The organism is Streptomyces sp. NPDC046881, assembly GCF_040645015.1.
Classification (GTDB): domain Bacteria; phylum Actinomycetota; class Actinomycetes; order Streptomycetales; family Streptomycetaceae; genus Streptomyces.
This window is the reverse complement of record NZ_JBEYXJ010000002.1, coordinates 70341-95213: the sequence shown is the minus strand read 5'-3', so window position 1 is coordinate 95213 and position 24873 is coordinate 70341. Positions and strand designations below refer to the sequence as shown.

Genomic DNA, 24873 nt, shown 5'->3' with positions numbered 1-24873 from the left:
GTCGCGCGCAAAAACCTCAGTGCCAGCTGTGCGGGGCCCGGAAGCCGGGCTCGCGCTCCAGGCGGCGCCAGCCTGCCTTCGCGCGGATCCGGTGGGTCGCCGAAGGCTCGGGGCGGGCGGCGGCGCGGGCCATGAGGATGGCCGTGATGGCGGCGACTTCCTCGGGCTCGGCGTGGCCCTTCTCGACGCGGATGTCAGGAGTGCTCATGGGTGTCAGTCTCCGTGAGAGAGGTTTCCGCAGGGTTACTGCGGGGGGTTGCCGTGCTTGCGGGAAGGCAGGTCGGCGTGCTTGGTGTGCAGCATCGCCAGGGACTTCACGAGCACCTCGCGGGTCTCGGCGGGGTCGATGACGTCGTCGACCAGGCCCCGCTCGGCCGCGTAGTACGGGTGCATCAGCTCGGCCTTGTACTCCTTGACCATCTTCTGCCGCATGGCCTCGGGGTCCTCGGCGTCGGCGATCTGCCGGCGGAAGATGACGTTGGCCGCGCCCTCCGCGCCCATGACGGCGATCTCGTTCGTCGGCCAGGCGTAGGTGAGGTCGGCGCCGATCGACTGGGAGTCCATGACGATGTAGGCACCTCCGTACGCCTTGCGCAGGATGAGCGAAATCCTCGGCACGGTCGCGTTGCAGTAGGCGTACAGCAGCTTCGCGCCGTGGCGGATGATTCCGCCGTGTTCCTGGTCGACACCGGGGAGGAACCCGGGGACGTCCAGGAAGGTGACGATCGGGATATTGAAAGCGTCACACATCTGGACAAAGCGCGCAGCTTTTTCCGAGGCCTCGATGTCGAGCACGCCCGCCAGCACCTGCGGCTGGTTGGCGATGATGCCGACGACCTGGCCGTCCAGCCGGGCCAGGGCGCAGATGATGTTGCGCGCCCAGCGCTCGTGGACCTCCAGGTACTCGCCGTCGTCGACGATCTCCTCGATGACCTTGGCCATGTCGTACGGCCGGTTGCCGTCGGCCGGGACCAGGTCCAGCAGCACGTCGCTGCGGCGGTCGACCGGGTCCGCGGACTCGGCCCGCGGGGGGTTCTCGCGGTTGTTCTGCGGGAGCAGCGAGAGGAGGTAGCGCACCTCGGCGATGCACGTCTCCTCGTCGTCGTACGCGAAGTGGCAGACGCCGGAGGTCTCCGCGTGGACGTCGGCGCCGCCCAGGCCGTTCTGGCTGATCTCCTCGCCCGTCACCGCCTTGACCACGTCGGGGCCGGTGATGAACATCTGGGAGGTCTCACGGACCATGAAGACGAAGTCCGTGAGGGCGGGGCTGTAGGCCGCGCCGCCCGCGCACGGGCCGAGCATCACCGAGATCTGCGGGATGACACCGGACGCCTTGGTGTTGCGCTGGAAGATGCCGCCGTAGCCGGCGAGGGCCGAGACGCCCTCCTGGATGCGGGCGCCCGCGCCGTCGTTCAGCGACACCAGCGGGGCCCCGGCCGCGATGGCCATGTCCATGATCTTATGGATCTTGGTGGCGTGGGCCTCGCCCAGCGCGCCGCCGAAGATCCGGAAGTCGTGGGCGTAGACGAAGACCGTACGGCCCTCGACCGTGCCCCAGCCGGTGATGACACCGTCGGTGTACGGCTTCTTCGCCTCCAGGCCGAAGCCGGACGCCCGGTGCCGGCGCAGCTGCTCGACCTCCTGGAAGGACCCGGGGTCCAGGAGCAGCTCGATCCGCTCCCGCGCCGTCAGCTTGCCCTTGGCGTGCTGCGCCTCGGTCGCCTTCTCGCTCGGGCCGGCCACGGCCCGGGCACGGATCTCGTGCAGTTCGGCGACCCGTCCGCGTGCGTCCGTCGGCTCACCGGTCGGCTCACCCGTCGTCTCTTCCAAAACGGTCATGTAGCGACCTTACGAAGGACACGAAGAAAAGCGAGCCGTCGACTCTGTACAGTCTCCGGCCCGTTTTCCTGGTACCAGTGAACAGAACCCTGGCGGCATGCAGCCGTTCCGACTGCTCAGGAGGCCGACTCGTTGTAGGGGAGCAACAAAGTCGTCAGCTGAGAGCCACCTCACATTCATGGGTGGCACATGCCATCCCCGGAGTGACGAGGAGCCTCAGACGGCGGTCAGCCGACCGGACCTGAACGCTGTCGTCGGCCCGGATCACCGCGCGCACCGGATGGTTCCAGACCAGCTCCAGCGGGGCCCCGCCACGGGGCGGCTCGCTGATGTGGAGGGTGGCCGTACGGCCCCGCCGGACGACGAGCACGCTCGCGCCGGCCGAGGCGGCCAGGTCTCCCACCGTACCGGCCCGCCAGAAGTTCCACGCGGTCAGGCCCAGCCGGGGTACGGCGACGGCCTGGGCGGTGGTGTCGTTGGCGAGGACGGACAGCCAGTGGCGGTCGGCGGCCCGGGCGGCGGTCTGCGCGCGGGAGGCGCCGGGCAGCAGGACGTAGGCGTAGCCGGCGGCCGCCGGGTCGGTGCCGTGGTCGAGCCAGAGGGTCTGCCAGCGCCGGGTGCGCCGCTCGTCGGTGCTGGTGGTGTTGATGTCGGACCAGGCGCCGGTGCGGTCCTCGCGCAGGGTGTGCAGCTCGCCCCCGTACGGCAGGATCCAGCCGCCGTGGTCCTCCAGGTGGGCCCACCGGGCGGCGCGGACGAAGGTCTGGGTGCCGTTCTCGCCCAGGTTGCGGTTGTCCACGACGGTCTCGACGGGCACGCCGTCGGCGCAGCTGATCCCGGCGCCGAGGCAGACCACGGCGTCGTCGAGGAAGAACCAGGACTTGCGGGCCTGAAGGGTGGAGCCGAGGCCCTTGAGGTGCTGGCCGACCGCCGCGTACGTGCCGTCGGTGGTACCGCCGACCCAGCGCACGTCCGGCTTGGGCGCGCCCCACTCGCCGCCGGCCCGGTCGGGGAGCCGCTTGGTCGAGACGGTGGTGCCGGGCAGCCGGTACCAGTCGACGGTGGGCCAGTACCAGTCGGTGTACTGGTCTCCGCGGCCCCGCGGCCACCAGGAGAGCATGCCGGACCCGGTGTGCCAGCCGCGCGGGTTCTCGCCGTTGCCGCACTCGTAGTGGGCGATGCGGTCGCTGGCCATGGCGAGGGCGGCGGTGAACCGGGGGCCGCGGTGGACGGCGCGGTCCATGGCCGGGAAGAGGCGGTGGCCGAGGGGCTCGGGGGCGGCGGGCCCGGGCGAGGCGGCGATGGCGTGCAGCCGTGCCAGATCGGCGACCCCGAACTGACTCGACGTCAGCACCGGTACGACGGTGTCCCGTTCGATCCAGCCCTTGATACGGCCGTGCCAGCGCGCGCGCTCGGCCTCGCTCGCGCCGGCCGCGAGGAGGGCGATGGCGGCGATCAGGGCCTGCCCGTGGTAGTGGTCGCTGCGCAGCACGTGCGAGTCGTCGGAGCGCAGGTGACCCCGGCTGATGGCACGGCCGTTGACGCAGTCCGCCACGAGCCCGTCGTGGATCAGGGGTGCGTAGGCGTGCTCGACGCCGTCCAGGACGTTCTGCCGGGCGGGGTCGGTGATCTCCCAGGCCGACCCGGCGAGCAGCGCGAACAGCCGCCCGAGGCCGTCGAGCAGCACCTGGCCGTAGGTGCCCGAGTAGGCGACCCAGGTGTGCTGGACGAAGGAGCCGTCGGCGTAGAGGCCGTCGCCCTTCGTGACGTACGGGAAGACGGGCGAGAGGGCGTCGCGGGCGAGGGAGATCTTCTCCGGGTTCCGGCCGAGGATGCCGCGCAGGGCGACCGAGCGGCACAGGTCGACGCGGTTGGCGCCGGTGGAGGTGCCGGAGTAGTCGGTGAGCATCGCGACCGGCACGAAGTGGTCCACGGCCGCACAGGCCGCCGCGACCCGGTCCGGGCCGAGCTGCTCGTACAGGGCGGCCGTGATGTCCGTCAGCAGCCGGGGGCTGCCGATCTGCCATTCCCACCAGTTGCCGTAGCGGGTGGTGGCGGGGTTGTAGACGGTGGCGGAGAGGTGGTCGAGCCCGCGCAGGACGTCGGCGAGGAGGCCGGGGTCGCCGGTGGCGCCGGTGCCGGCCTGGACATACGCCTGGGTCATGGCCCACAGCCGGCCGTAGCTGAAGGTGATGCCGGCGGGCGGGTCGAAGGGGTGCCCCGGCCAGAGCGAGCCGGGCGCGGGGACCATGCTCTCCCGGTACTCCCCCGCGCGGCCGCCGAGTTGGGCGAGCCGGGAGGCGTAGGGCTCGGCGGCCGGGTCGTACCCCGCGCCCAGGGAGATGCCGAGCCAGCGGCGGCGCAGGGTGTCGTACGGGTCGTCGGCCGCCCGGGCGCCCGGCGCCGCGGCGGCGAGGGCGGCGGCCAGCAGCAGTGCGCGCCGGGTCATGCCCATGGGGCCGGTCACCGCCCTCTCTCCTCGGTTCCCGGCTCAGCAGCCGCCGCAGTTGTAGTAGAGGACGTCCCAGTGGTTGCCCTCGTCGGCGTAGATGTTGCCGGAGCCGGACCGGTACTGCGGGGCGCCGTCGCCGCGCAGGCCGATGTAGCCGAAGTTGTTCTTGATGTACGACGTCACGCACGTGTTCTTGCCGTAGTCGAGCTTGTAGCCGTTCCAGTGGGAGTAGGTGCCCGAGGCGTGGCCGGTCTCGGTGCCGCCGGTGATGTTGAGGGCGCAGCCGCTGGACCGCTTGAGGGTCTGGGCGCCCTGGGCGGTGGCGAGGTTGAGCTGCTCGAAGGACGTACAGGTGGAGTTGTAGCGGTCGGAGCAGTTGCCGGAGGAGGACCAGGTGATGCCGACGTCGCGGAACATCTGGGTGGCGGTGGCGTGGCTGATCTTGGTGACGGCGAAGGCGTCCGTCGCGGTGCCGAGGACGGCGGCGCCCGGGGCGGCGACGAGGGCGAGCGCGGTGAGGAGCGCGCGGAGCTTCAGCGGCTTCATGGGGACCTTCCTGCGGTGGGCCGTGCGTGCTGGGGGTCGGCTGTGCAGGTGGTGCAGGCAGATGGTGCCCGAGTACGCGGGGCCTGCACCAGGGGGCCCGCGCACGGTGACCGAGGGTGAGGACGGAAACACGTTGCGGATGATGTTGAAAATTGAACCGAATGGGACTACCTTCGGAGTCACGCAGTTCGTTCAATGTTCAACAAGCATTCGCAGGAGCACGTCATGGGCATCTTCAGCCGCAAGGACACCACCCCCGCCCCCGCCGCGCAGGCCACGGCCGGCCCCGACCTGACCGCGCTGACCGGCGACTACACGATCGACCCGGCGCACAGCTCGATCGGGTTCGTCGCCCGGCACGCCATGGTCACCAACGTCAAGGGCGGCTTCCAGGACTTCACCGGCACGCTGCACCTGGACGGCGCCGATCCCGCGAAGTCCACCGCCACGCTCGACGTCCAGATGGCGAGCATCGACACCGGCAACGCCGACCGCGACGGCCACCTGAAGTCCTCCGACTTCTTCCGGATCGACGAGTTCCCGACGATGACGTTCCGCTCCACCAAGGCGGAGTCCCTCGGCGGCGACGACTACCGCATCACCGGCGACCTCTCCCTGCTCGGCGTGACCAAGCCGCTCACCATCGACCTGGAGTTCAACGGCTCCGCCCAGGACCCCTTCGGCAACGAGCGCGTCGGCTTCGAGGGCAAGGCCGAGATCCTGCGCTCCGAGTGGGGCCTGACCTGGAACGCGGCCCTGGAGACCGGCGGCGTCCTGGTCTCCGACAAGATCAAGCTGGTCTTCGACATCTCGGCCGTCAAGCAGGCGTGATGCCCAGGACGGGCGGGGGAGAGCATGCGACGCTGGAGTGAGGGGCCCGCGAGTGGAGGACCGAGAGCGTGCCCTCCGGTCCGGGGCCCCCTCCTTCGGCCTGGCGACGATGTCCCGCGTGCGGCCGGTCGGTCCGTGAGCCCGCCGGCCGGGGCACCACTCACCGAGCGTCGCCAGGCGGCCCTGTCGCGCCAACCTGGAAGGCAGGTGCCTCCCATGCGCACCTCGACCCGTATCGCCGGCGCCCTCACCGGTCTGACCCTCACCCTCGGCGGCGCGGTCCTCGCCGCGCCCGCGGTCCGGGCGGACATCCCCGCCTGCACACAGATGGCCCAGCTGGCCGGTGCCACCGATTCCGACGCCGTCACAGCGGCCTGCGGCCGTGGCGTGGTCGGCGACCTGCAAGGCTGTGTGACCGGGCTGACCGGGGCCGGAGTGGCGAGCGGCGCCGCGACCGGTGCCTGCCGAGCGGCGGCCCACGAACCGCGTTAGCGGTGCCCGGCCCTCGCCTCGCGGGCCCCCTGCGGAGCACCCATGCTGAGGAAGAGGGCGCCGTCGTCCTGAGACCTGTCCTTCCCGGAAGCCGAACGAAGGCGCCCGAGAGGAGGACGTCATGCGCGTGCGAAGAATCCTGGGCCTCGCCCTGGCCGCGGCGACCCTTGCCGGCGTGAGCGCCGTCGGCGCTGTCGGCGCCGGGGCCGCCTCGTCCCCGGACATCTCCAGAGACGACTGCACGGCCGCCGGCGGACAGATCGTTTCACGCCCCTACGCCGGCGAGGCCTGCGCGCTCCCCGACGGGACGATGCCGGCGATCACCTGACCGGTCGGCGCGCGGCCGGGCAACGGGTGGAACTCACACCACACGACCTTGCCCGGGTTCCGCTCCCCCACCCCCCACTTGTCCGCCGACGCCGCGACGAGCAGCAGGCCCCGGCCGTGTTCCGCGTCCGGGGACGTCTCCGGGGTGCGGACCCCGCCCGGGCCGCTGTCGTGCACCTCCACGCGGAGGACGCCGTCGTCGTGCAGGGTCAGCCTGAGGAGGAAGCCGCGGCCGGCGGGGACGCCGTGGACGAGGGCGTTGGTCGCCAGCTCGCTCACACACAGCAGCACGTCGTCGCCGCGCTCGGCCGCGGCCCAGTCCGTCAGCGCCTCGCGGGCGAACTCCCTCGCCGGCCGGACCGACCTGCGGTCCCGGCGGTAGAACGCCTGGCGCGTTCGGGGGTGTGGGGATTGCTCGTTCATGACGCGAGTGTCACTGTGCGTCACTACACTGGGTCAGTGAGTGAAGTCGTAGTCCTCATTGCTACGAGTCCACTACGAGAGCTTCGGGTGCGTACGGGGGAAAGGTACGGCCATGCACGTGGCGACGAGGCCCAAGAAGGTCGGTTCGTGGTACGCGGTCGGTGCGCTGGTGGCGCACTTCCGGAAGAAGGCGCGTCTCACACAGGAACAGTTCGCGGAGGCGGCGAACCTCGCCGTGGACACGGTGAGGTCCATCGAGCAGGGCAGGCTGGCCCTGCAGCCGGACCGCGCCGAGCAGTTCGACGAACTCCTCGACACGGGCGGGGCGTTAGCGGTGGTGGTGGCGAAACTGCCGGTACGGGACCGGATCGTGCAGTTCGCGCAGGGGCTGGTGGATCATGAGCAGGAGGCGGTCGGCATCCTGTCGTACCAGACCCAGATGGTGCCGGGGCTGCTGCAAACCCGGGAATACTGCCTCGCCGCTTTCGACTCCCGCTATCCCGCGCTCGGGAGCGAGACGGCCGAGCAGTGGGTAAACGCGCGCATGGAACGCCAGTTGATCTGGCAGCGGGACCAACCGCCCGTCGGCCACTTCATCATGGAGGAGAGCATCCTGCGGCGGCAGGTCGGTGGGCCGGCCGTGATGCGAAAGCAGATCCGCCAGATCCTCGAATACACAGCGCCGATCCACATGAGCGTGCAGATCATGCCCATGGACCGGATGCCCCACGCGGGACTCGCGGGGCCAATGACCCTGCTGGAGACACCCGAGCACGAGCGTCTCGTATATCTGGAAGTGCAGCGCGCGAGCTTCCTCGTAGATGACCCGGAAGAGGTCAGCGACTATCACTACAAGTATGGAATGCTGCGGTCACAGGCCCTCTCTCCAGAGGAGAGCGCGCGCCTCCTGAATGGACTGCTAGGAGAGTCATGAACACCGCAGCACTGGCATGGTTCAAGTCCAGCTACAGCAGCAATGAGGGCGGCGACTGCGTCGAAGCGGCGTACGCCTGGCGCAAGTCCAGCTACAGCAGCAGCGAAGGCGGCAACTGCCTCGAAGTGGCCGCCTCCGCCTCCACCATCCACATCCGCGACTCCAAAACCCCCACCGGCCCCACCCTCACCCTCTCCCCCGCCACCTGGAGCGAGTTCCTTGACGGCATCGCCCGCTGAAACCGAGCTCGGCGGCTCGGTCTGCATCCCGGGCAGCCGACCTCGGTCGTGACGGGAGTCTCGCCGCCCGCCTGGTGGCATGCCGCCGGGGAGCGCTACGCCAGCCACCGGGAGATCGTCAGGCGCCACGGGAAGTGACCGCTCAGAAGCCGCCGCCGAAGTCCCCTCCCCCGTCGCCCCCGCCGTCGAAGCCGCCTCCGTCGCCGAAGCCGCCGCCGAAGTCGCCGGCGTCGAAGTCGGTGCCGGAGACGTCGCCGCCCTCGTATCCGCCGCCGCCGAAGTCGCCGTACCCGGTGCCGTAGTCGGCGGCGTACGAGGGTGTGGCCATCACGCTGCCGAGCAGGGTGCCGACGAGGAGGCCGGGGAGGAGGCCGCCGCCGAAGTAGCCGCCTGCCCAGGGGCCGTAGGCGGGGCCCGCGTCCCAGTAGGGGCGGCGGCCGTAGTCGGTGTCGACCTCGCGGATGACGGGGTCTCGGCCGTCGGCCAGGCGGGTGGCGTCGGCGGCGCAGACGGGGACCTGGCGCGGGGCGCCGCCGGGCGGGGTCCAGGTGGCGTCGGAGACCGAGGGGCCGTGGCGAGGGTCGAAGAAGCACGGGGGCCGGCGTTCCGGCAGCGGGCGGTGTTCGCGGCGGGCGGCCAGCTGGGCGAGGGAGAAGCGGCCGTCCTCCAGTGCCTCGGTGACGAGGCGGACGTCCTCCGGCCTGCGGGCCGCGCCCATCCGCTGTTTGGCGGTCTCGTAGGCGTCCAGGGCCCGCTCGTAGTCGGCGCGCATCGCGTCGTCGGCGCCCGGTTCCGAGGGGCGGAAGTCGAGGCGGTCGAGTTCTTCTCCGAACGCGGTGATGTCCTCGTCGACGACCACCCGCAGCCGCTCCAGGGCCGCCCGCTGCTCCTGCTCGCGGCGCTTGCGGGTGCGGCGGACGAGCGCGTACGCGCCCGCGCCGGCGGCCACCAGTACCGCGACCGTGGTGATCAGCCCGGTGGTGGACATGCCGTGACCGCCGCCCGCCGAGCCGCCCCAGCTGCGCGGGGCGTGGCCGCCCATGTTGACCAGGGCGCGGTCGGTGAAGTCGGTCAGCTGGGCCTTGGCGTCCTCGCCCTGGACGCTGCGGACCAGGTTCCGCCGGGCCGTGGGCGACATGACGGAGGAGTCGGCGCGGGCGTCGAAGCGGTCGCCGAGGCGGACGCCGTACAGGCCGGTGACGCCGGTCGCGGCGCGCAGGTCGGCGAAGAGGTTCGTGGTGCGGTATCCGGCCGGGAGGACGGCGATGAACAGGGGTTTGTCGGCGTCCTTGATCCGGGTGGCGAGCGTGTCGGCGTCCGCGGCGGACAGCTGGTCCCGGGCCGCCGGGTCGACGTAGACCGGGCTCTGGCGCAGGGCGCGGGCGACCGCGGAGACGCTGGTGTCGGCGCTCGCCCCGGGCGCGTACAGGGTGGCCAGCACCAGGGCCAGGACGGCCAGGAGCAGGGCGGGGAGGCTTCGGGTCCGCGGCACGGCCTTCATACCTTGAAACTACCCGAAGCCTCCCCAAACCGGTCATTCGTCCGGCGCCGGGATCAGGCCGCCCGGTACGCCTGCGCCAGCTTCTGCACCGCCTTTCCGTACCGGCCGGTCAGCAGCAGGTGGTCGGCGTCGGCGAAGGGCCCCGACACCGCCTGGGTGAGGTGGCCGCCCGTCTTCTGCTGGACGAGCAGCCGCGCCCGGGTGACCAGCGCGCGTCCGGTCCGGTCGTCGCCGTGCCGCTCGGCCGCCGCGGCCCGGGCGGCGAGGTCGCGCAGGGTGGCCGTGCCGCCCTTCGGGACCGGGGTGAGGGTGGTCAGGCCCCAGCCGTAGGGGAACTGCGGGTCGTACGACGCATCGCCCACGTTGATCGGCAGCTGGGCCTCCGAGCGGGGCCAGGTGACCGGGAGCTGTCCGGTGAAGGGGCGCTTGCCGTAGAGGACGTCGGCGACGCCCTCGCCCTCGGTGCCGGGCAGCCAGGAGGCGACCAGGGCGTCGATCTCGTCCAGCCGGTCGCCGACGAGCTGCGGGCGGCCGGAGACGATCAGCACCGCGCACTTCATGGCCGCGCAGACCTTGTCGACGGCGGCCCGGTCGGCGGCGGAGAGCCGGAGATCGTGGCCGTTGCCGACGTCGCCGACGCCCTCGGCGTACGGGGTCTCGCCGACGACGACCACCCCCACGTCGTAGCCGTCCGTCGGAGCGGAGGCGTCCTTCGAGTAGGTGACGTTCCCGCCCGCCCCGCGCAGGCCCTGGAGGACGGTCGTGCCGGGGACGGTGTTCCCGGAGGCGCCCTGCCAGGTGAGGGTCCAGCCGCCGGTCTGGTTGCCGATGTCGTCGGCGTTGGACCCGGCGACGTACACCTTCTCGCTCTTCTTCAGCGGCAGCAGCCCGCCCGTGTTCTTCAGCAGCACCTGCGACTCGGCGGCGGCCCGGCGGGCGACCTCCCGGTGGGCCCGGGAGCCGATGGCGGCGGCGCCGCTGGTGTCGGCGTAGGGGTGCTCGAAGAGGCCGAGCTCGAACTTCTGGGTGAGGATGCGGGAGACGGCGTCGTCGATCCGCTTCTCGCTGATCCGTCCGGCCTTCACCTCGTCGGCGAGCGCGGTGCTGAACTCCTTGTAGGTGTAAGGCACCATCATCATGTCGACGCCCGCGTCGACGGAGGCGCGGACGCGGGACGCGTAGTCGCCGGGGAGCTGGTCGATGGCGTTCCAGTCGCTGATGACGAACCCGTCGAAGCCCATGCGGCCCTTGAGCACGCCGTTGATCATGTCGCCGCGGGCGTGCATCTTCACCGCGCCCCTGCCGTCCCCGGTGATGTCCAGGGAGGAGTACGACGGCATGACCGTGCCGATGCCCCGGTCGACGGCCTCGCGGTAGGGCGCCAGGTGGATGTCCTCCAGCTGCGCGCGGGTGACGGTGGTGACGCCCTGGTCGGTGGTGTACGTGCCGGTGGTCGAGGAGCCGTACGCGGTGCCGCCGTCGCCCACGAAGTGCTTGGCCGTGGCGAGCACCTTGTCGTCGCGCGCCAGGTCCTTGCCGTTCGCACGGCCCTGGAGGCCCTGGATCACGGTCTCCATGGACTCCACGAGTGCCGGGTCCTCGCCGAAGGACTCGTAGGAGCGTCCCCAGCGTTCGTCGCGGCTCACGCACAGGCAGGGCGCGAAGTCCCACGGGACGCCGGTCGCGCGGACCTCGGCGGCCGTCACGGCACCGGTCTGATAGGCCAGTCGGGGATCGCGGGTCGCGCCGATGCCCACGTTGTGCGGCATGACCGTGGCGCCGGAGAGGTTGTTGTGGCCGTGGACGGCGTCGACGCCGTAGATCAGCGGGATCTGGAGGCGCGTGGCCCGGGTGCGCAGCTGGAAGGCGTCGATCATCTTCGCCCAGGCCCCGGGGGTGTTGGGCGTGGGGGTCGAGCCGCCGCCGGAGAGCAGGGAGCCGAGGCCGTAGGCGGCGATGTCGGCGCCCTGGCCGACGGCTCCGCGCTCGGCCTGGGTCATCTGGCCGGCCTTCTCCGCCAGGGACATCCGGCTCAGCAGGTCGGCGACCCGCTTCTGCACCGGCAACTTCGCGTTCAGGTACGGCAGTCCGTGCGCGTCGATCACGATCTGCGGGGTCTCGGCGGGGGCCTTCGCCCCGGTGACCGTGAGCCGGAGGGGGATGGTCTCGGCGGGTTCGGCCGCCCGGTCCCGGCGGGTGGGCACCTCGACGGTCCGCGCGGTGCCGGAGGCGGTGCCGGCCGGGAAGGTGAGGGTGCCGGAGACGGGGGTGTAGTCCGTGCCGGGGGTCGCGGTGCCGTCCGCCGTGGCGTAGGTGACGGTGACCGGGTCGGTGAGGGGCTGGTCGCCGGTGGTGGCCACGGTGACCTTCACCTTGGCCGTCCGCCCCTGCTCGATGGGGTGCACGGGGGCGTCGGTGGTGACGGAGGCCCGCAGCGCCTGGTCGGCCCTGCCGTACAGCTCCACGTCGTCCAGGGCGAAGTCGCCCTTGGTGCCGGCCGGGAGGGTGACGGCGTAGCCCCACATCTCCTTGAGCCCGAGGACGTGGTCGATGCCGCCGACCGGTTGGTAGTCGGTGCGGTAGGTGAAGTCGGTGAAGGGGAGCTCGATCTGCTTCCAGCCGGTGAAGTCGTCGGTGAAGGAGGTGGTCCAGAGTTCGGAGGCCTCCCCGTTCGCCCCGCCGTCCTTGATCTCGAAGGTGATCTTCCGGCCGTTGTTCCGGCCGTCCCACCACAAGCGGAGGCCCTGGCGGCCGGACCAGTCGTGGGCGGGTGCGGTGGCGGCGAAGTCGTGGGTGAAGCCGCCGTAGCCGCTGATGTCGTAGGTGCCGGCGAGGACCCTGCCGCCCTCGGGGGCGTCGGCGCGGTCGGCGAGGCGGAGCGCGGGCGGGTCGTCGGCGTCGCCGCCCCAGGTGAAGATGCCCTCGGCGGGCTGGGCGGCGAACGGCACCTCGCCCTCGAAGCGGTCGACGGGGGAGGGGGCGGGATCGTCGGCGGCTCGCGCGGTCGCCGCCCAGGGCAGCAGACCGGCGAGGAGTGCGGCGGAGGCGAGCAGGGCGGTTCTTCGCATGGACCTTCCCTCGGCTCTCGTGATTCACTCAGGGCTTAGCTCACGCCGTGAGTTAACTAGGGGCACACACGCCCGTCAAGACGACCCGTCAGCTCTGCCGATCCGACAAGGAAGGGCGACGCACCATGAGGAGAACCCCCCGCGCGGTCCGGCTGCTGCTCGCCGGACTGCTCTCCGCAGCCGGAGTCAGTGCCGCCGTACCCCCCGCGCACGCGGCCGGTGAGCAGGTCACCGCCTGGCTCACCACCACCGACGACTCCGCCGGCCGGCACGTCGTACGCGGCCTGCAGCCGCAGGCCCCGTTCGCCTTCCAGTCCGGGACGGGCGGGGGCGGCGAGAACATCACCGTCGACGAGAACACCCGCTACCAGACGTTCACCGGCGGCGGCGCGTCCTTCACGGACACCGCCGCCTGGCTGATGAACAGCAGTGGGGCGCTGTCCCAGGCGACCCGGGACGCGACCCTGCGCAAGCTGTTCTCGCCGACGGACGGCATCGGCCTGTCGTTCCTGCGCAACCCGATGGGCGCCTCCGACCTCGCCCGCTACGGCTACACCTACGACGACGTGCCGGCCGGCCAGACCGACCCGTCCCTGGCGAAGTTCTCGATCGCGCACGACCTCGCCGACGTCGTCCCGCTGACCAAGCAGGCGCTCCGGCTGAACCCGGCGCTGACGGTGATGGCCTCGCCGTGGACGGCACCGGCGTGGATGAAGGACAGCGGCTCGCTCAACGGCGGCTGGCTGAAGGCGGAGGACTACGGGGCGTACGCCTCCTACTTCGTGAAGTACCTCCAGGCCTACAAGGACCAGGGGGTCGACGTCTCGTACGTCACCGCGCAGAACGAGCCGACCTGCTGTTCCGGCTACCCGTCGATGAGCTGGAACGCGAACGGCCTCGCCTACTTCACCAAGAGCGAGCTGCTGCCCAAGCTCCAGGCGGCGGGCCTGACCACCAAGGTGCTGGCGCACGACTGGAACTGGGACGTCTACGACTCCTACGCGGCCCAGACCGTGGACGACCCGGCCGTCCGCAACCACCCCAACTTCGGCGGCATCGCCTGGCACGGCTACGGCGGTGACATCGCCAAGCAGACGACCGTGCACGACCGGTACCCCGCGCTGGACGCCTTCGGCACCGAGCACTCCGGCGGCACCTGGATCGCCAACCAGCAGCGCGAGGACATGTCCAACATCATCGACTACACCCGCAACTGGGCGAAGTCGGTGACCAAGTGGTCGCTGGCCGTGGACCAGAACAGGGGCCCGCACAACGGCGGCTGCGGCACCTGCACCGGCCTGATCACCGTGCACAACGGCGACGGCGCGAGCGGGACCGTGGACTACACCGTCGAGTACTACACCATGGGTCACCTGACCAAGTTCGTCCGCCCCGGCGCCCAGCGCATAGCCTCCACCGCCTCCACCGCGGTACCGAACGTGGCCTGGCGCAACCCGGACGGCAGCAAGGCGCTGATCGCCTACAACGACTCCTCGTCGGCCCGGACCGTCACCATCAACTGGGGCTCACAGCACGCCACTTACTCCCTGCCGGGCAAGACCTCGGCCACCTTCACCTGGTCCGGCAGCCAGTCCGGCGGCGGCGGCAGGACCGGCGCCTTCGTGGGCCTGGCCGGCAAGTGCCTGGACGTGGCCGGCGGTTCGAGCGCCAACGGTACGGCGGTGCAGCTCTACGACTGCAACGGCAGCACGGCCCAGCAGTGGACCGTGCAGGCCGACGGGTCGGTTCAGGCGCTCGGCAAGTGCCTGGACGTCACGTCCGGTTCGACCGCGGACGGGGCCAAGGTGCAGTTGTACGACTGCAACGGAAGCGGTGCCCAACGGTGGTCGTACAACGCGGCCACGGGTGATGTGGTGAACACGGCGGCGGACAGGTGCCTCGACGTCACGGACAACTCGTCGGCGAACGGGGCCCGGGCACAGATCTGGTCGTGCACCGGGGCCGCCAACCAGAAGTGGACACTGCGGTGAGGCGGTAGGGCGGGACATGCGACACACGGGGGCCGTGGCGGTGGGGATCGCCGGCGGGATGCTGCTGCTGAGCGGCTGCGCCGCCGTCGACCTGCCGCTCGCGGGGGTGCGGGCCGGGGCGGACGGGACGCCGTACGCGGTGTTCCGGCCGTGCGGTGACGACGGCTACCAGGGCCCGCACCTGGACGGGCGCTCCCGCGGCGACGGTGAGGGTCCCGTCACCAGCGGGTGGGAGGCGAAGCAGGAGGGGCTGCACGGGGACGCCGCGTTCCCCCTGTTCGACCCGCCCGCGAAGTGGCGGGCCCGGCACCGGGGCAAGCAGGAGCTGCTGCCCCGGCACCACTACGTCCTCGGGTTCGGGCACTACGTCGGCGGCGACTCCTACAACGGGGTCGTGGAGTTCACCGGCGAGCAGATCGCCCGGCTGCGGCCCGGGCAGGTGTGGGCGGACGACCGGGTGATGAACCTGCGCGCGTTCGAGCGGCTCGCCGCGGACGCCTGCTGACCGGGGGCGGTGTGGCGTGGTGCGGATCGGCCGCAGCCGGACCATGGTGGGGGTATGACCACACCGCAGGATCTGTTCCTCGTCAGCCTGGACGTGCCCGGTGACCACCCCGTCGAGCAGGGCGACCTGTCGCTGGCGCTCGCCGGCGCCGAGCTGATCGACCTGCTCGGCGCCCGGGCGCTCACCCTGGACGGCGAGCGCATCGTGCCCGGGCCGGTACTGACCACGGGTGACCGGATGCTGGACGAGGCGGGGGCGGCGCTGGTGCGGCGGGAGCCGTACGAGACCGTCGAGGACTGGCTGTGGCGGCGGGGCGAGGGGCTGGCCGTGGCCTACCGGGACACCCTGGAGGCCGACGGGCAGGTCACCGGCAGGCGCCGGCGCCGGCTGCCGGGCCGGAGCCGGGACGACGTCCCGGCCGACACCGCCGCCCGGCGCCACGCGGCCGACCGCTGGGAGTCCCGCGACCCCGTCCTCACCGGCCTCGCCGCGACCCTGGGCGTCCAGGACGACCGGCCGGCCGGCCCGGAGCCCGAGGACGAGGCGGTCGTCACCGTCCTGGTCGCGGTCGGCGACGCGGTGACCGAACTGGAGGCCGTCCGCGAACGCCGCCGCATCGAGAACATCGCCTTCGACAACATCTGGCGGGCGCCCTGAGCGCCCCTCGGGGGACGGGCGGCCGCCGCGACCGGACCGGCGGGGGCTACTGAGCCGGTTCCACGCCCGCGCGCAGCAGGCCGTACGTGTAGGCGTCCTCCAGGGCCTGCCAGGAGGCGGCGATGACGTTCTCGGCGACGCCGACCGTGGACCACTCGCCGGAGCCGTCCGAGGTGGAGATCAGCACCCGGGTGGTGGAGGAGGTGCCGTGCCTGCCCTCCAGGATGCGGACCTTGTAGTCGACCAGGTCCAGCTTGGCGAGCTGCGGGTAGATCTTCTCCAGCGCCACGCGCAGGGCGCGGTCCAGGGCGTTGACCGGGCCGTTGCCCTCGGCGGTGGCGACGATCCGCTCGCTCTTGGCCCACAGCTTCACCGTGGCCTCGTTGGCGTGGGTGCCGTCGGGGCGGTCCTCGACGATGGCCCGCCAGGACTCGACGTCGAAGTACTTCAGCGGGCGGCCCTCGACCTCGGCGCGCAGCAGCAGCTCGAAGGAGGCGTCGGCGGCCTCGTAGGTGTACCCCTGGAGTTCGCGCTCCTTCACCCGCTCGACCACCCGGCCGACCGTCTCGCGGTCGCCGCCCAGGTCGATGCCCAGCTCCTTGCCCTTCAGCTCGACGGAGGCGCGGCCCGCCATGTCGGAGACCAGCATGCGCATGGTGTTGCCGACCAGCTCCGGGTCGATGTGCTGGTACAGGTCCGGGTCGACCTTGATGGCGGAGGCGTGCAGGCCGGCCTTGTGGGCGAAGGCGGAGACGCCGACGTACGGCTGGTGGGTGGAGGGGGTGAGGTTGACGACCTCGGCGATGGCGTGCGAGATCCGGGTCGTCTCGCTGAGCTTGCCGTCGGGCAGCACCTTCTTGCCGTACTTCAGCTCCAGGGCCGCGACCACCGGGAACAGGTTGGCGTTGCCGACGCGCTCGCCGTAGCCGTTGGCCGTGCACTGCACGTGCGTGGCGCCCGCGTCGACGGCGGCGAGGGTGTTGGCGACCGCGCAGCCGGTGTCGTCCTGGGCGTGGATGCCGAGCCGGGCGCCGGTGTCGGCGAGGACGGTGGAGACCACCGCGTGCACCTGGGCGGGGAGCATGCCGCCGTTGGTGTCGCAGAGGATGACCACGTCGGCGCCGGCCTCCGCGGCCGTCCGGACGACGGCCTTGGCGTACTCGGGGTTGGCGCGGTAGCCGTCGAAGAAGTGCTCGCAGTCCACGAAGACCCGGCGGCCCTGCTCCCGCAGGTAGGACACGGTGTCGCGGACCATCTCCAGGTTCTCGTCCAGGGTGGTGCGCAGCGCCAGCTCCACGTGCCGGTCGTGCGATTTGGCGACCAGCGTGATCACCGGGGCGCCGGACTCCAGGAGGGCGTTGACCTGCGGGTCCTCGGCGGCCTTCGCGCCGGCGCGGCGGGTGGCGCCGAAGGCGACCAGCTGCGCGTGCCGGAAGTCGATCTCCGCCTGCGCGCGGGCGAAGAACTCGGTGTCGCGGGGGTTCGCGCCGGGCCAGCCGCCCTCGATGAAGCCCACGCCGAAGTCGTCCAGGTGCCGGGCGATGGCGAGCTTGTCCGCGACGGTGAGGTTGATGCCCTCGCGCTGCGCGCCGTCGCGCAGCGTGGTGTCGAAGACGTGGAACGAGTCGTCGAGCTCGCTGGTTGCCGTCTCGGTCATGGTCTCAAGGCTCCTGTTGTGGATCTTCGGTCTGTACCGGATTGACCGGTTCCACCGTTCCTCCATGCTCCCTCGCGCTCCGTCGCCGGCTGAAGGTGGGCCGGAAAACGAAAAAACCCCTCGCGGGTGCGAGAGGTCTGCGCGCGGGTCGAGGACGACGGTGGCCACCCGCACCTGGTCGTACGAGGTGGTCACTGCGGACCGGCGCGCCTGCTGCCAATAATCATGGCGAACGAGAGCACGGGGGCAGTCTGGCACAGCCCCGCCCCCGGCTCACCGACCGTCTCAGGATGCGGTCGTCACGGTGGACTCGGCGGATCCGTCCCCGGCTCCCCCGGCGGCCTTCACCCGGCCCAGGTCCAGGTCCTTCGTCTCGCGCATGGTGACGTACACCACGAGGGACACGGCGGCGCAGGCGGCCACGTACCAGTAGAAGCCGGACTCGATGCCGGCCTTCTTGAACCACAGCGCCACGTACTCGGCGGTGCCGCCGAAGAGGGCGTTGGCGATGGCGTACGGCAGGGCGACACCGAGCGCGCGGACACCGGTCGGGAACAGCTCGGCCTTCACACAGGCGTTGATGGAGGTGTAGCCGGTGACCACGACCAGCGCGAGCAGGGCGAGGCCGAGGGCGGACCAGTAGCCGTCCGCGTGCCGCAGCAGCGTCATGATCGGGACCGTCAGGAAGGTGGAGCCGACGGCGAAGGTGATCAGCAGCGGGCGGCGGCCGATGCGGTCGGACAGGGCGCCCGCGAGCGGCTGGAGGCAGGCGAAGACGATCAGCGCGGTGAAGGAGACCAGGGTCGCGGTCTGCTTGGACAGGCCCGCCGAGTTGGACAGGTACTTGGTGAGGTAGGTGGTGTAGGTGTAGTAGGCCACCGTGCCGCCCATGGTGAGGGCGACGACCAGGAACGCCTCCCGCCGGTGCTGCCACAGTGCGCGCAGGGTGCCGCGCTCCCCGGCGTGCGAGGTGTCCTCCTCGTACACCTCGGTCTCCAGCATGTGCCGGCGCAGGTAGAAGACGACGGCCGCGCCGAGCGCGCCGACGACGAACGGGATGCGCCAGCCGTAGCTGTGCAGGGCGTCGTCGGACATGGTGCGCTGGAGGACGATCTGCAGGCCGAGGCCGACGATCTGACCGGCGGTCATGGACACGTACTGGAAGCTGGAGGCGAAGCCGCGGCGCCTCGGGTCCGAGGCTTCGGTCAGATAGGTGGCGCTGGCCGCGTACTCGCCGCCCACGGACAGGCCCTGGAGCAGGCGGGCGACGAGCAGGACGAGCGCGCCGCCGTAGCCGGCGACCCCGTAGGTGGGGGCGACGGCGATGAGGACCGCCGAGGCCGACATGAGCGTCACGGTCAGCGTCAGCGCGGCCTTGCGGCCCTTGCGGTCACCGACCCTGCCCAGCAGCCAGCCGCCGACGGGGCGCATGAAGAAACCGACGGCGAAGATGCCGGCGGTGTTCATCAGCTGGGCGGTGGGGTTGCCGCTCGGGAAGAAGGCGCCGGCGAAGTACGTGGCGAAGCTCGCGTACACGAACCAGTCGAACCACTCGACCATGTTCCCGGCCGAGCCGACCCAGATCTTCTTCCAGTGTTGTCGTCCCATGGGCGGGTACATGCCCGCCCGCGGAACGAACGATTCCTTTGTCTGTGCCGCGCCTACGCGACGGCCGGCAGCGCGTCCTCGATGAACTCCCGGACGTGCCGGAGCACTTGGTCCCGGTCGGTGCCCCGCAGTCCGATCGCGACGTGGATGGAGAATCCGTCGAGCAGCGCACGCAGCCGCGAGGCGAAGCGGTCCGCGTCCACGTGCCGGAACTCCCCGCGTGAGATCCCCTCGGCGATCAGCGCGACCAGGTCCCGGTGCCAGGCCCCCTCGATCGCGGCCTGCCGGGCCCGCGCGTCCTCGTCGGCGTTCTGCGAGCGGTTCCAGACCTCCAGCCACAGGGTCCAGTGCGGATCGCGGTGCCCGTCGGGGACGTACAGGTCGACGTACGCGGACAGCCGCTCCCGCGCGCTCCCGGAACCGGCCAGCAGCCGTCCCCGCTCCGCGCCCAGCCGGCCCTCGCTCCACTCCAGGGTCTGGAGCAGCAGCTCGTCCTTGGAGCGGAAGTAGTACAGGAGATGGCCGCTGCTCATGCCGACCTCGCGGCCCAGCCCCGCCATGGTGAGCTTCTCCAGACCGCGCTCGGCGATCATGTCCATGGCGGCGGCGAGGACCTCCTCGCGCGGCGGCGCGTTCCTGCGCGCCCGGCCCGCACCGGCCATCTGCTGCTCCTGTACGTGTCAGACCTTCGGCTGCTGTTGCGTGATGCAGTGGATACCGCCTCCGCCCGCGAAGATCGTACGCGCGTCCACCAGGGTCACCGTGCGTTCGGGGAACAGCCGGCGGAAGATGCCCGCGGCGATCTCGTCGCGCGGGTCGTCGAAGCCGCACAGCACCAGGCCGCCGTTGCACAGGTAGTGGTTGATGTAGGAGTAGTCCGCCCAGTGCCCGTCGGCCTCCAGGGCGGTCGGCGCGGGCACCTCCACGACCTCCAGGCGGCGGCCCCGCGCGTCGGTCGCCGACTTCAGCAGGCCGATGACCTCCTTGGTGACCTCGTGGTCGGGGTGGGCCGGGTCCGGCTGGTGGTGCGCGACCACGACACCGGGCCGGGCGAAGGCGGCGACGATGTCGACGTGGCCGAGGGTGCCGAAGCCGTTGGGGGGATAGTCGCCGGTCAGGCCGCGCGGCAGCCAGATCGCCTTGCGGGTGCCGAGGTGGGCGTGGATCTCCGCCTCGACCTCCTCCTTCGACCAGTGCGGGTTGCGCTCGGGGCCGAGCTGCACGGTCTCGGTGAGCAGCACGGTGCCCTCGCCGTCGACGTGGATGGCTCCGCCCTCGTTGACCAGCTTCGAGGCGTACGTCTTCGCGCCCGCGAGGTCGGAGACGTACGCGCCGATCTTGGCGTCGTGCTCCCAGCGGGCCCAGTCCTGGGCGCCCCAGCCGTTGAACGTCCAGTCGACGGCGGCCAGCCGGCCCGTGCCGTCGGTGAGGAAGGTGGGGCCGATGTCCCGCATCCAGGCGTCGTCCAGCTCCCGCTCGACGGTGTCGACGCCGGGGCCGAGGAGGGCCTGGGCGTCCGCCGACTGGCCGGGGCCGCACACCACCGTCACCGGTTCGAAGCGCAGGACGGCGCGGGCCACCGACGCCCAGGCCATCCGGGAGAGGCGGAGGTCGTCCGGGTCCTCGAAGGTGGGGTTGGGGCTGGGCCACGCCATCCAGGTGCGCTCGTGCGGGGTCCACTCGGCAGGCATGCGGAAGCCGTCGGCTGCGGGGGTGGTCATAGGAAATCCCTGGTGATTAGAGGAAGTAGAGGCGGTTGAGGGAGACGGAGTCGACGGGCTCGGAGCGCAGCGGGTCGCCGTCGAGGGTGACCAGGCCGGTGCGCTGGTCGACGTCGACCGCTCCGGTACGGGAGTTCAGGCGGAGGTCGGCGGGGCCGATGCCCCGGGTGCCGCGCACGGCGACCCTGCGCCGGCGGGTCGGCATGGTGTCGTTGCCCTGGTCGGCGGCCGCCCGGGCGACGAACGCCACCGAGATGTCCGCGGCCGTGGCGCCGTACGACCCGAACTGCGGCCCCAGTACGAGGGGTTCGCAGGTGTCGGTGGCCGCGTTGGGGTCGCCGACCACGCCGTACGCCGGGAAGCCGGCCTTGAGGACGAGCTGCGGCTTGGCGCCGAAGTACTCCGGGCGCCACAGCACGATGTCGGCGAGCTTGCCGGTCTCGATCGAGCCGACCTCGTGGGCGAGGCCGTGCGCGAGGGCCGGGTTGATGGTCAGCTTGGCCATGTAGCGCAGCACGCGGGCGTTGTCGTCGCCCTCGCGGTCGCCGCCCTCCCCGTCATGGGGAAGCAGGGGCCCCAGCTCGGCCTTCATCTTGCCGGCCATGGCGAACGTGCGGCGGACCGTCTCACCGGCGCGGCCCATGCCCTGCGCGTCGGAGGAGGTGATGCCGATCGCGCCCAGGTCGTGCAGCACGTCCTCGGCGCCCATGGTGCCGGCGCGGATGCGGTCGCGGGCCATGGCCGCGTCGCCGGGCAGGTCGGGCTTGAGGTCGTGGACGGAGACGATCATGCCGTAGTGCTCGGCGACCGCGTCCCGGCCGAAGGGCAGGGTGGGGTTGGTGGAGGAGCCGATGACGTTCGGCACGCCGGCCATCTTCAGCACGTTGGGCACGTGTCCGCCGCCGCAGCCCTCGATGTGGAAGGCGTGGATCGTGCGGCCCTCCAGCACCCTGAGGGTGTCCTCGACCGACAGGCACTCGTTCAGGCCGTCGCTGTGCAGGGCCACCTGGACGTCGTGTTCCTCGGCGACCCGCAGCGCGGTGTCCAGGGCGCGGGTGTGGGCGCCCATGTCCTCGTGCACCTTGAAGCCGCTCGCCCCGCCCTCGGCCAGGGCCTCGATCAGCGGTGCCTCGTGGGAGGAGGAACCCCGGCCGAGGAAGCCGATGTTGACCGGCCAGGCGTCGAAGGCGTTGAAGGCGTGCCGCAGCGCCCAGGGCGAGTTGACGCCGACGCCCCACACCGGGCCGAACTCCTGCCCGATGACCGTGGTGACGCCGGAGGCGAGGGACGCCTCCATGATCCGCGGCGACAGCAGGTGGACGTGGGTGTCGACGGCCCCGGCGGTGGCGATCAGCCCCTCGCCGGAGACGATCGAGGTGCCGGTGCCGACGACGACGTCGACGCCGTCGAGGGTGTCGGGGTTGCCGGCGCGGCCGATCGCGCAGATCCGGCCCTCGCGGATGCCGATGGAGACCTTCCTGATCCCCTGCACCGCGTCGATCACGACGACGTTGCTGATCACGACGTCACAGGTGGCGCGGACGGCGGCGGCCTTCAGGTGCAGTCCGTCGCGGGCCGTCTTGCCGAAGCCGGCGAGGAACTCGTCGCCGTACTGCTGCGAGTCGGACTCCACCCGGACGGTCAGCCCGCTGTCGCCCAGGCGGATGCGGTCGCCGGCGCGCGGGCCGTGGGTGGCCGCGTACTCGTGGGGGGTGAGCCGCCGGGCTTCGGCGGGGTGCCCTCCGGGTCGGCTCATCGGTTGACCTCCTCACGGGGAACTCCCAGGTATCCGCAGGCGGCGGCCCTGCGCAGTGCCTCCTCTGCGGCTCCGGGCGCGTCCAGCGGCCCGTCGACCAGTCCGGCGAAGCCGATCGCTATCCGCTCGCCGCCGATCGGCACGAGCCCGACCTCCGCGCTCTCCCCGGGTCCGAAGCGGACGGAGGAGCCGGCGGGGACGGCGAGCCGCATGCCGTAGGCCTGCCGGCGGTCGAAGTCGAGCCGCGGGTTGGCCTCGAAGAAGTGGAAGTGGGAGGTGACGGAGACCGGCACGGTCGCGGTGTTGGTCACGCGGAGCCGGACGACCGGCTCCGGGTCGGCGTGCTGCGGGCCGGGGAGCAGGGCGCCCGGGGCGTGCTCGCCGAGGCTTCCCCCTGCTTCGCGGGGGGACCCCCAGCCGATGGGGTCGGAGACGACCGCGAGCCGGGAGCCGTCGTCGAAGACGGCCTCCACCATCACCTCGGTGACGACGTCGGCGACGCCCGGCAGTACGTCCTCGGGACCGAGCACCGAGCGGGCCGCCTCGACGGCCTCGGCGAGCCGCCTGCCGTCCCGGGCCGCCTCGCACACGGTGTCCGCGATCAGCGCGGTGGCCTCGGGCACGTTCAGCCGCAGGCCGCGCGCCCGGCGGGCCCGGGCCAGCTCGGCGGCTCCGAACAGCAGCAGCCGGTCACGTTCCGTGGGGGTCAGTCTCACGACCCGGCACCTCCTTGCCTTCCCCGACTTAGAGCACCACTCTAAACACAGATTTCATGGCACGGAAGCATTGACCGGTCGGCAGACTTCACGCCACATTGAACGTCGCTCTAATCCAGTGAGGCGGCCGCCGAAGGAGACCAGCCATGCCGATAGAACAGCGCGGTGTCGACACCATCCCGGACGAGGAACGCACCAGCGGGCCACGGGACCTGGTGTCGATCCTGCTCGGCTCCAACCTCTGTCTCGGGGTGATCATCTTCGGCTGGCTGCCGCCGTCCTTCGGGCTCGGCTGGTGGGCGTCGGTGACCGCGATCGCGGCGGGCACGGTGGTCGGCACCCTGTTCACGGCCCCGCTCGCGCTGGTCTCCCTGCGCACCGCGACCAACCTGTCCACCTCCTCCGGCGCCCAGTTCGGGGTGCGCGGCCGGCTCGTCGGCTCGGTGGTCGGGCTGCTGCTGGCGCTCGGCTACACCGCGCTGACGGTGTGGATCGGCGGGGACGTGATGCTGAGGGTCCTCGGCCGGCTCTTCGGGGTGCCGGCGGACGGGGTGTCGTACGCCCTCGTCTACGCGGTGCTCGCCGCCGCGACCGTCGCCGGCGCGGTCTACGGCTACCGGGTGCTGCTCGCCATGTCCCGCGTCCTCGCGATCGGCATGACGGCCCTGCTGCTGCTCGGCGTCCTCGCCTACGCCCCGCACTTCGGCACCGGCCCGCTGCCGGACGCCGGCGGCTACCTGCTGGGCTCCTTCTGGCCGACCTGGTTCCTGGCGGCGGTGGCGGCGGGCCTGTCCGGCCCCATCGCCTTCATCACGCTGCTCGGCGACTACACCCGCTACATCTCCCCGGCCCGCCACTCCTCGCGCCGCGTGCTGCACGGCACCTGGCTCGGGCTGGTCCTCGGCCTGCTGGTCCCCCAGCTCTTCGGCACGTTCACGGCGTACGCGGCCGGCTCGGCCACCGACTACGCGGGCCCGCTGGTCGCGGCCTCCCCCGGCTGGTACCTGGTGCCGCTGCTGCTGTCCGCCTCCGCGGGCTCGGTCGGCAACGCGGGGCTGATGCTGTACTCCATGGGCCTGGACCTGGACGCGATCCTGCCCCGCGCCTCCCGCGCCCGTGCCACCTGCACCGTGGCGATCGTGGCCACGGCCTGCGTCTTCGCCGGCCACTACGCGTGGGACGCGCAGTCGGCGATGACGTCCTTCGTGCTCCTGCTCACCGCCATCGGCACACCCTGGGCGGTCATCACCCTCATCGGCTTCGCCCGCTGCCGCGGGCTGTACGACGCCGACGCCCTCCAGGTCTTCAACCGCCGCTCCCGGGGCGGGATCTACTGGTACCGGGCGGGCTGGAACGTGCGGGCGACCGTGTCCTGGGCGCTCGGCGCCGGCGTCGGCCTGCTGGCGGTCTCCCTGCCGTCGTACCAGGGCCCGCTGCTGTCCCTGACCGGCGGGGTGGACTGCAGCTTCCTGCTGTCGGGGCTGACCGGCGGGGTGGTGTACCTGCTGCTGACGCTCGCCGAGGAGCGCCCCGGAGGGGCGCGGGGAACTGCGCGACAGGCCACGACGGACCCGCAGACGATCGACGGCCTGTCACGCAGTTCCCGCTGA

22 protein-coding genes are annotated in these 24873 nt (G+C 71.8%); 9 read left to right on the top strand and 13 right to left on the bottom strand.

Features of this window, described 5'->3' with window-relative positions:
- Positions 1 to 16: 16 nt before the first annotated feature.
- The 4 genes from ABZ923_RS01895 to ABZ923_RS01880 all read right to left on the bottom strand — a co-directional run bounded on the left by ABZ923_RS01895 (position 17) and on the right by ABZ923_RS01880 (position 4837).
- Entirely contained in the window at positions 17 to 208 is a 192-nt protein-coding gene (locus ABZ923_RS01895; protein ID WP_030346572.1) for an acyl-CoA carboxylase subunit epsilon, read from the bottom strand.
- A gap of 35 nt (positions 209 to 243) precedes the next feature.
- On the bottom strand, positions 244 to 1839 hold the full coding sequence (locus ABZ923_RS01890) for an acyl-CoA carboxylase subunit beta (RefSeq protein WP_361465474.1): 1596 nt from the start codon (positions 1837 to 1839) through the stop codon (positions 244 to 246).
- A 154-nt stretch (positions 1840 to 1993) separates the two neighbouring features.
- On the bottom strand, positions 1994 to 4294 hold the full coding sequence (locus tag ABZ923_RS01885) for a polysaccharide lyase 8 family protein (RefSeq protein ID WP_361465786.1): 2301 nt from the start codon (positions 4292 to 4294) through the stop codon (positions 1994 to 1996).
- Between the two features lie 36 nt (positions 4295 to 4330).
- Complete coding sequence (locus ABZ923_RS01880; protein ID WP_361465472.1) at positions 4331 to 4837, bottom strand: hypothetical protein; 507 nt, start codon at positions 4835 to 4837, stop codon at positions 4331 to 4333.
- A 225-nt stretch (positions 4838 to 5062) separates the two neighbouring features.
- Here ABZ923_RS01880 and ABZ923_RS01875 point away from each other — a divergent pair, with 225 nt between their 5' ends.
- The 3 genes from ABZ923_RS01875 (at position 5063) to ABZ923_RS01865 (ending at position 6488) form a co-directional block, all read left to right on the top strand.
- Positions 5063 to 5668: a YceI family protein gene (locus ABZ923_RS01875; protein WP_361465469.1), complete on the top strand. Its 606-nt coding sequence runs from the start codon at positions 5063 to 5065 to the stop codon at positions 5666 to 5668.
- A 216-nt stretch (positions 5669 to 5884) separates the two neighbouring features.
- Entirely contained in the window at positions 5885 to 6160 is a 276-nt protein-coding gene (locus ABZ923_RS01870) for a hypothetical protein (protein ID WP_361465467.1), read from the top strand.
- 121 nt (positions 6161 to 6281) lie between these two features.
- Complete coding sequence (locus tag ABZ923_RS01865; RefSeq protein ID WP_361465466.1) at positions 6282 to 6488, top strand: hypothetical protein; 207 nt, start codon at positions 6282 to 6284, stop codon at positions 6486 to 6488.
- On the opposite strand, the gene ABZ923_RS01860 is transcribed toward ABZ923_RS01865, so the two are convergent.
- Positions 6434 to 6910, bottom strand: coding sequence for an ATP-binding protein (locus ABZ923_RS01860; protein WP_361465463.1), 477 nt, complete (start codon positions 6908 to 6910; stop codon positions 6434 to 6436). The two genes, ABZ923_RS01865 and ABZ923_RS01860, sit on opposite strands and share 55 nt — an antisense overlap.
- A 112-nt stretch (positions 6911 to 7022) precedes the next feature.
- Between ABZ923_RS01860 and ABZ923_RS01855 the strand changes: the two genes are divergently transcribed.
- Together ABZ923_RS01855 and ABZ923_RS01850 are read left to right on the top strand one after the other, a co-directional pair.
- On the top strand, positions 7023 to 7844 hold the full coding sequence (locus ABZ923_RS01855) for a helix-turn-helix transcriptional regulator (protein ID WP_361465461.1): 822 nt from the start codon (positions 7023 to 7025) through the stop codon (positions 7842 to 7844).
- Positions 7841 to 8083: a DUF397 domain-containing protein gene (locus ABZ923_RS01850; protein WP_361465458.1), complete on the top strand. Its 243-nt coding sequence runs from the start codon at positions 7841 to 7843 to the stop codon at positions 8081 to 8083. Before ABZ923_RS01855 ends, ABZ923_RS01850 begins: the two co-directional genes overlap by 4 nt.
- A gap of 142 nt (positions 8084 to 8225) precedes the next feature.
- Here ABZ923_RS01850 and ABZ923_RS01845 read toward each other — a convergent pair whose 3' ends face one another.
- Together ABZ923_RS01845 and ABZ923_RS01840 are read right to left on the bottom strand one after the other, a co-directional pair.
- Positions 8226 to 9584: a hypothetical protein gene (locus ABZ923_RS01845; protein ID WP_361465456.1), complete on the bottom strand. Its 1359-nt coding sequence runs from the start codon at positions 9582 to 9584 to the stop codon at positions 8226 to 8228.
- A 53-nt stretch (positions 9585 to 9637) separates the two neighbouring features.
- A complete protein-coding gene (locus ABZ923_RS01840) occupies positions 9638 to 12652 on the bottom strand; it encodes a glycoside hydrolase family 3 N-terminal domain-containing protein (RefSeq protein ID WP_361465453.1) in 3015 nt (1004 codons plus the stop codon).
- A gap of 125 nt (positions 12653 to 12777) precedes the next feature.
- On the opposite strand from ABZ923_RS01840, the gene ABZ923_RS01835 reads away from it, so the two are divergent.
- From ABZ923_RS01835 to ABZ923_RS01825, 3 genes are read left to right on the top strand one after another with little or no spacing between them, the layout of a single operon-like run.
- Complete coding sequence (locus tag ABZ923_RS01835; RefSeq protein ID WP_361465450.1) at positions 12778 to 14643, top strand: ricin-type beta-trefoil lectin domain protein; 1866 nt, start codon at positions 12778 to 12780, stop codon at positions 14641 to 14643.
- 16 nt (positions 14644 to 14659) lie between these two features.
- Positions 14660 to 15148 (top strand): hypothetical protein, encoded by a 489-nt coding sequence (locus ABZ923_RS01830; protein WP_361465449.1) that lies wholly within the window; start codon positions 14660 to 14662, stop codon positions 15146 to 15148.
- 54 nt (positions 15149 to 15202) lie between these two features.
- Positions 15203 to 15805: a GPP34 family phosphoprotein gene (locus ABZ923_RS01825; protein WP_361465447.1), complete on the top strand. Its 603-nt coding sequence runs from the start codon at positions 15203 to 15205 to the stop codon at positions 15803 to 15805.
- 46 nt (positions 15806 to 15851) lie between these two features.
- Here ABZ923_RS01825 and cimA read toward each other — a convergent pair whose 3' ends face one another.
- The 6 genes from cimA to ureA form a co-directional block, all read right to left on the bottom strand.
- Positions 15852 to 17462, bottom strand: coding sequence for a citramalate synthase (gene cimA / locus ABZ923_RS01820; RefSeq protein WP_361465444.1), 1611 nt, complete (start codon positions 17460 to 17462; stop codon positions 15852 to 15854).
- A 285-nt stretch (positions 17463 to 17747) separates the two neighbouring features.
- Positions 17748 to 19070 carry an MFS transporter gene (locus ABZ923_RS01815; protein WP_361465441.1) on the bottom strand — a complete coding sequence of 441 codons (1323 nt, stop codon included), beginning with the start codon at positions 19068 to 19070 and terminating at the stop codon, positions 17748 to 17750.
- Between the two features lie 53 nt (positions 19071 to 19123).
- Positions 19124 to 19732: a TetR/AcrR family transcriptional regulator gene (locus ABZ923_RS01810; protein WP_361465438.1), complete on the bottom strand. Its 609-nt coding sequence runs from the start codon at positions 19730 to 19732 to the stop codon at positions 19124 to 19126.
- An 18-nt stretch (positions 19733 to 19750) separates the two neighbouring features.
- Positions 19751 to 20791: an agmatine deiminase family protein gene (locus tag ABZ923_RS01805; protein ID WP_361465435.1), complete on the bottom strand. Its 1041-nt coding sequence runs from the start codon at positions 20789 to 20791 to the stop codon at positions 19751 to 19753.
- Between the two features lie 16 nt (positions 20792 to 20807).
- Positions 20808 to 22547, bottom strand: coding sequence for an urease subunit alpha (locus ABZ923_RS01800; RefSeq protein ID WP_361465433.1), 1740 nt, complete (start codon positions 22545 to 22547; stop codon positions 20808 to 20810).
- Positions 22544 to 23263 (bottom strand): urease subunit gamma, encoded by a 720-nt coding sequence (gene ureA / locus ABZ923_RS01795; protein WP_361465430.1) that lies wholly within the window; start codon positions 23261 to 23263, stop codon positions 22544 to 22546. The genes ABZ923_RS01800 and ureA overlap by 4 nt, the downstream gene beginning before the upstream one ends.
- A gap of 146 nt (positions 23264 to 23409) precedes the next feature.
- Between ureA and ABZ923_RS01790 the strand changes: the two genes are divergently transcribed.
- The gene (locus ABZ923_RS01790; protein ID WP_361465428.1) at positions 23410 to 24873 is read left to right on the top strand and encodes a cytosine permease; all 1464 of its coding nucleotides are present in this window, start codon (positions 23410 to 23412) and stop codon (positions 24871 to 24873) included.

Coding starts and splice junctions, on each gene's coding strand:
- ABZ923_RS01895 (WP_030346572.1), bottom strand. CDS start 208: ATGAGCACTCCTGACATCCGCGTCGAGAAGGGCCACGCCGAGCCCGAG.
- ABZ923_RS01890 (WP_361465474.1), bottom strand. CDS start 1,839: ATGACCGTTTTGGAAGAGACGACGGGTGAGCCGACCGGTGAGCCGACG.
- ABZ923_RS01885 (WP_361465786.1), bottom strand. CDS start 4,294: ATGGGCATGACCCGGCGCGCACTGCTGCTGGCCGCCGCCCTCGCCGCC.
- ABZ923_RS01880 (WP_361465472.1), bottom strand. CDS start 4,837: ATGAAGCCGCTGAAGCTCCGCGCGCTCCTCACCGCGCTCGCCCTCGTC.
- ABZ923_RS01875 (WP_361465469.1), top strand. CDS start 5,063: ATGGGCATCTTCAGCCGCAAGGACACCACCCCCGCCCCCGCCGCGCAG.
- ABZ923_RS01870 (WP_361465467.1), top strand. CDS start 5,885: ATGCGCACCTCGACCCGTATCGCCGGCGCCCTCACCGGTCTGACCCTC.
- ABZ923_RS01865 (WP_361465466.1), top strand. CDS start 6,282: ATGCGCGTGCGAAGAATCCTGGGCCTCGCCCTGGCCGCGGCGACCCTT.
- ABZ923_RS01860 (WP_361465463.1), bottom strand. CDS start 6,910: ATGAACGAGCAATCCCCACACCCCCGAACGCGCCAGGCGTTCTACCGC.
- ABZ923_RS01855 (WP_361465461.1), top strand. CDS start 7,023: ATGCACGTGGCGACGAGGCCCAAGAAGGTCGGTTCGTGGTACGCGGTC.
- ABZ923_RS01850 (WP_361465458.1), top strand. CDS start 7,841: ATGAACACCGCAGCACTGGCATGGTTCAAGTCCAGCTACAGCAGCAAT.
- ABZ923_RS01845 (WP_361465456.1), bottom strand. CDS start 9,584: ATGAAGGCCGTGCCGCGGACCCGAAGCCTCCCCGCCCTGCTCCTGGCC.
- ABZ923_RS01840 (WP_361465453.1), bottom strand. CDS start 12,652: ATGCGAAGAACCGCCCTGCTCGCCTCCGCCGCACTCCTCGCCGGTCTG.
- ABZ923_RS01835 (WP_361465450.1), top strand. CDS start 12,778: ATGAGGAGAACCCCCCGCGCGGTCCGGCTGCTGCTCGCCGGACTGCTC.
- ABZ923_RS01830 (WP_361465449.1), top strand. CDS start 14,660: ATGCGACACACGGGGGCCGTGGCGGTGGGGATCGCCGGCGGGATGCTG.
- ABZ923_RS01825 (WP_361465447.1), top strand. CDS start 15,203: ATGACCACACCGCAGGATCTGTTCCTCGTCAGCCTGGACGTGCCCGGT.
- cimA (WP_361465444.1), bottom strand. CDS start 17,462: ATGACCGAGACGGCAACCAGCGAGCTCGACGACTCGTTCCACGTCTTC.
- ABZ923_RS01815 (WP_361465441.1), bottom strand. CDS start 19,070: ATGGGACGACAACACTGGAAGAAGATCTGGGTCGGCTCGGCCGGGAAC.
- ABZ923_RS01810 (WP_361465438.1), bottom strand. CDS start 19,732: ATGGCCGGTGCGGGCCGGGCGCGCAGGAACGCGCCGCCGCGCGAGGAG.
- ABZ923_RS01805 (WP_361465435.1), bottom strand. CDS start 20,791: ATGACCACCCCCGCAGCCGACGGCTTCCGCATGCCTGCCGAGTGGACC.
- ABZ923_RS01800 (WP_361465433.1), bottom strand. CDS start 22,547: ATGAGCCGACCCGGAGGGCACCCCGCCGAAGCCCGGCGGCTCACCCCC.
- ABZ923_RS01790 (WP_361465428.1), top strand. CDS start 23,410: ATGCCGATAGAACAGCGCGGTGTCGACACCATCCCGGACGAGGAACGC.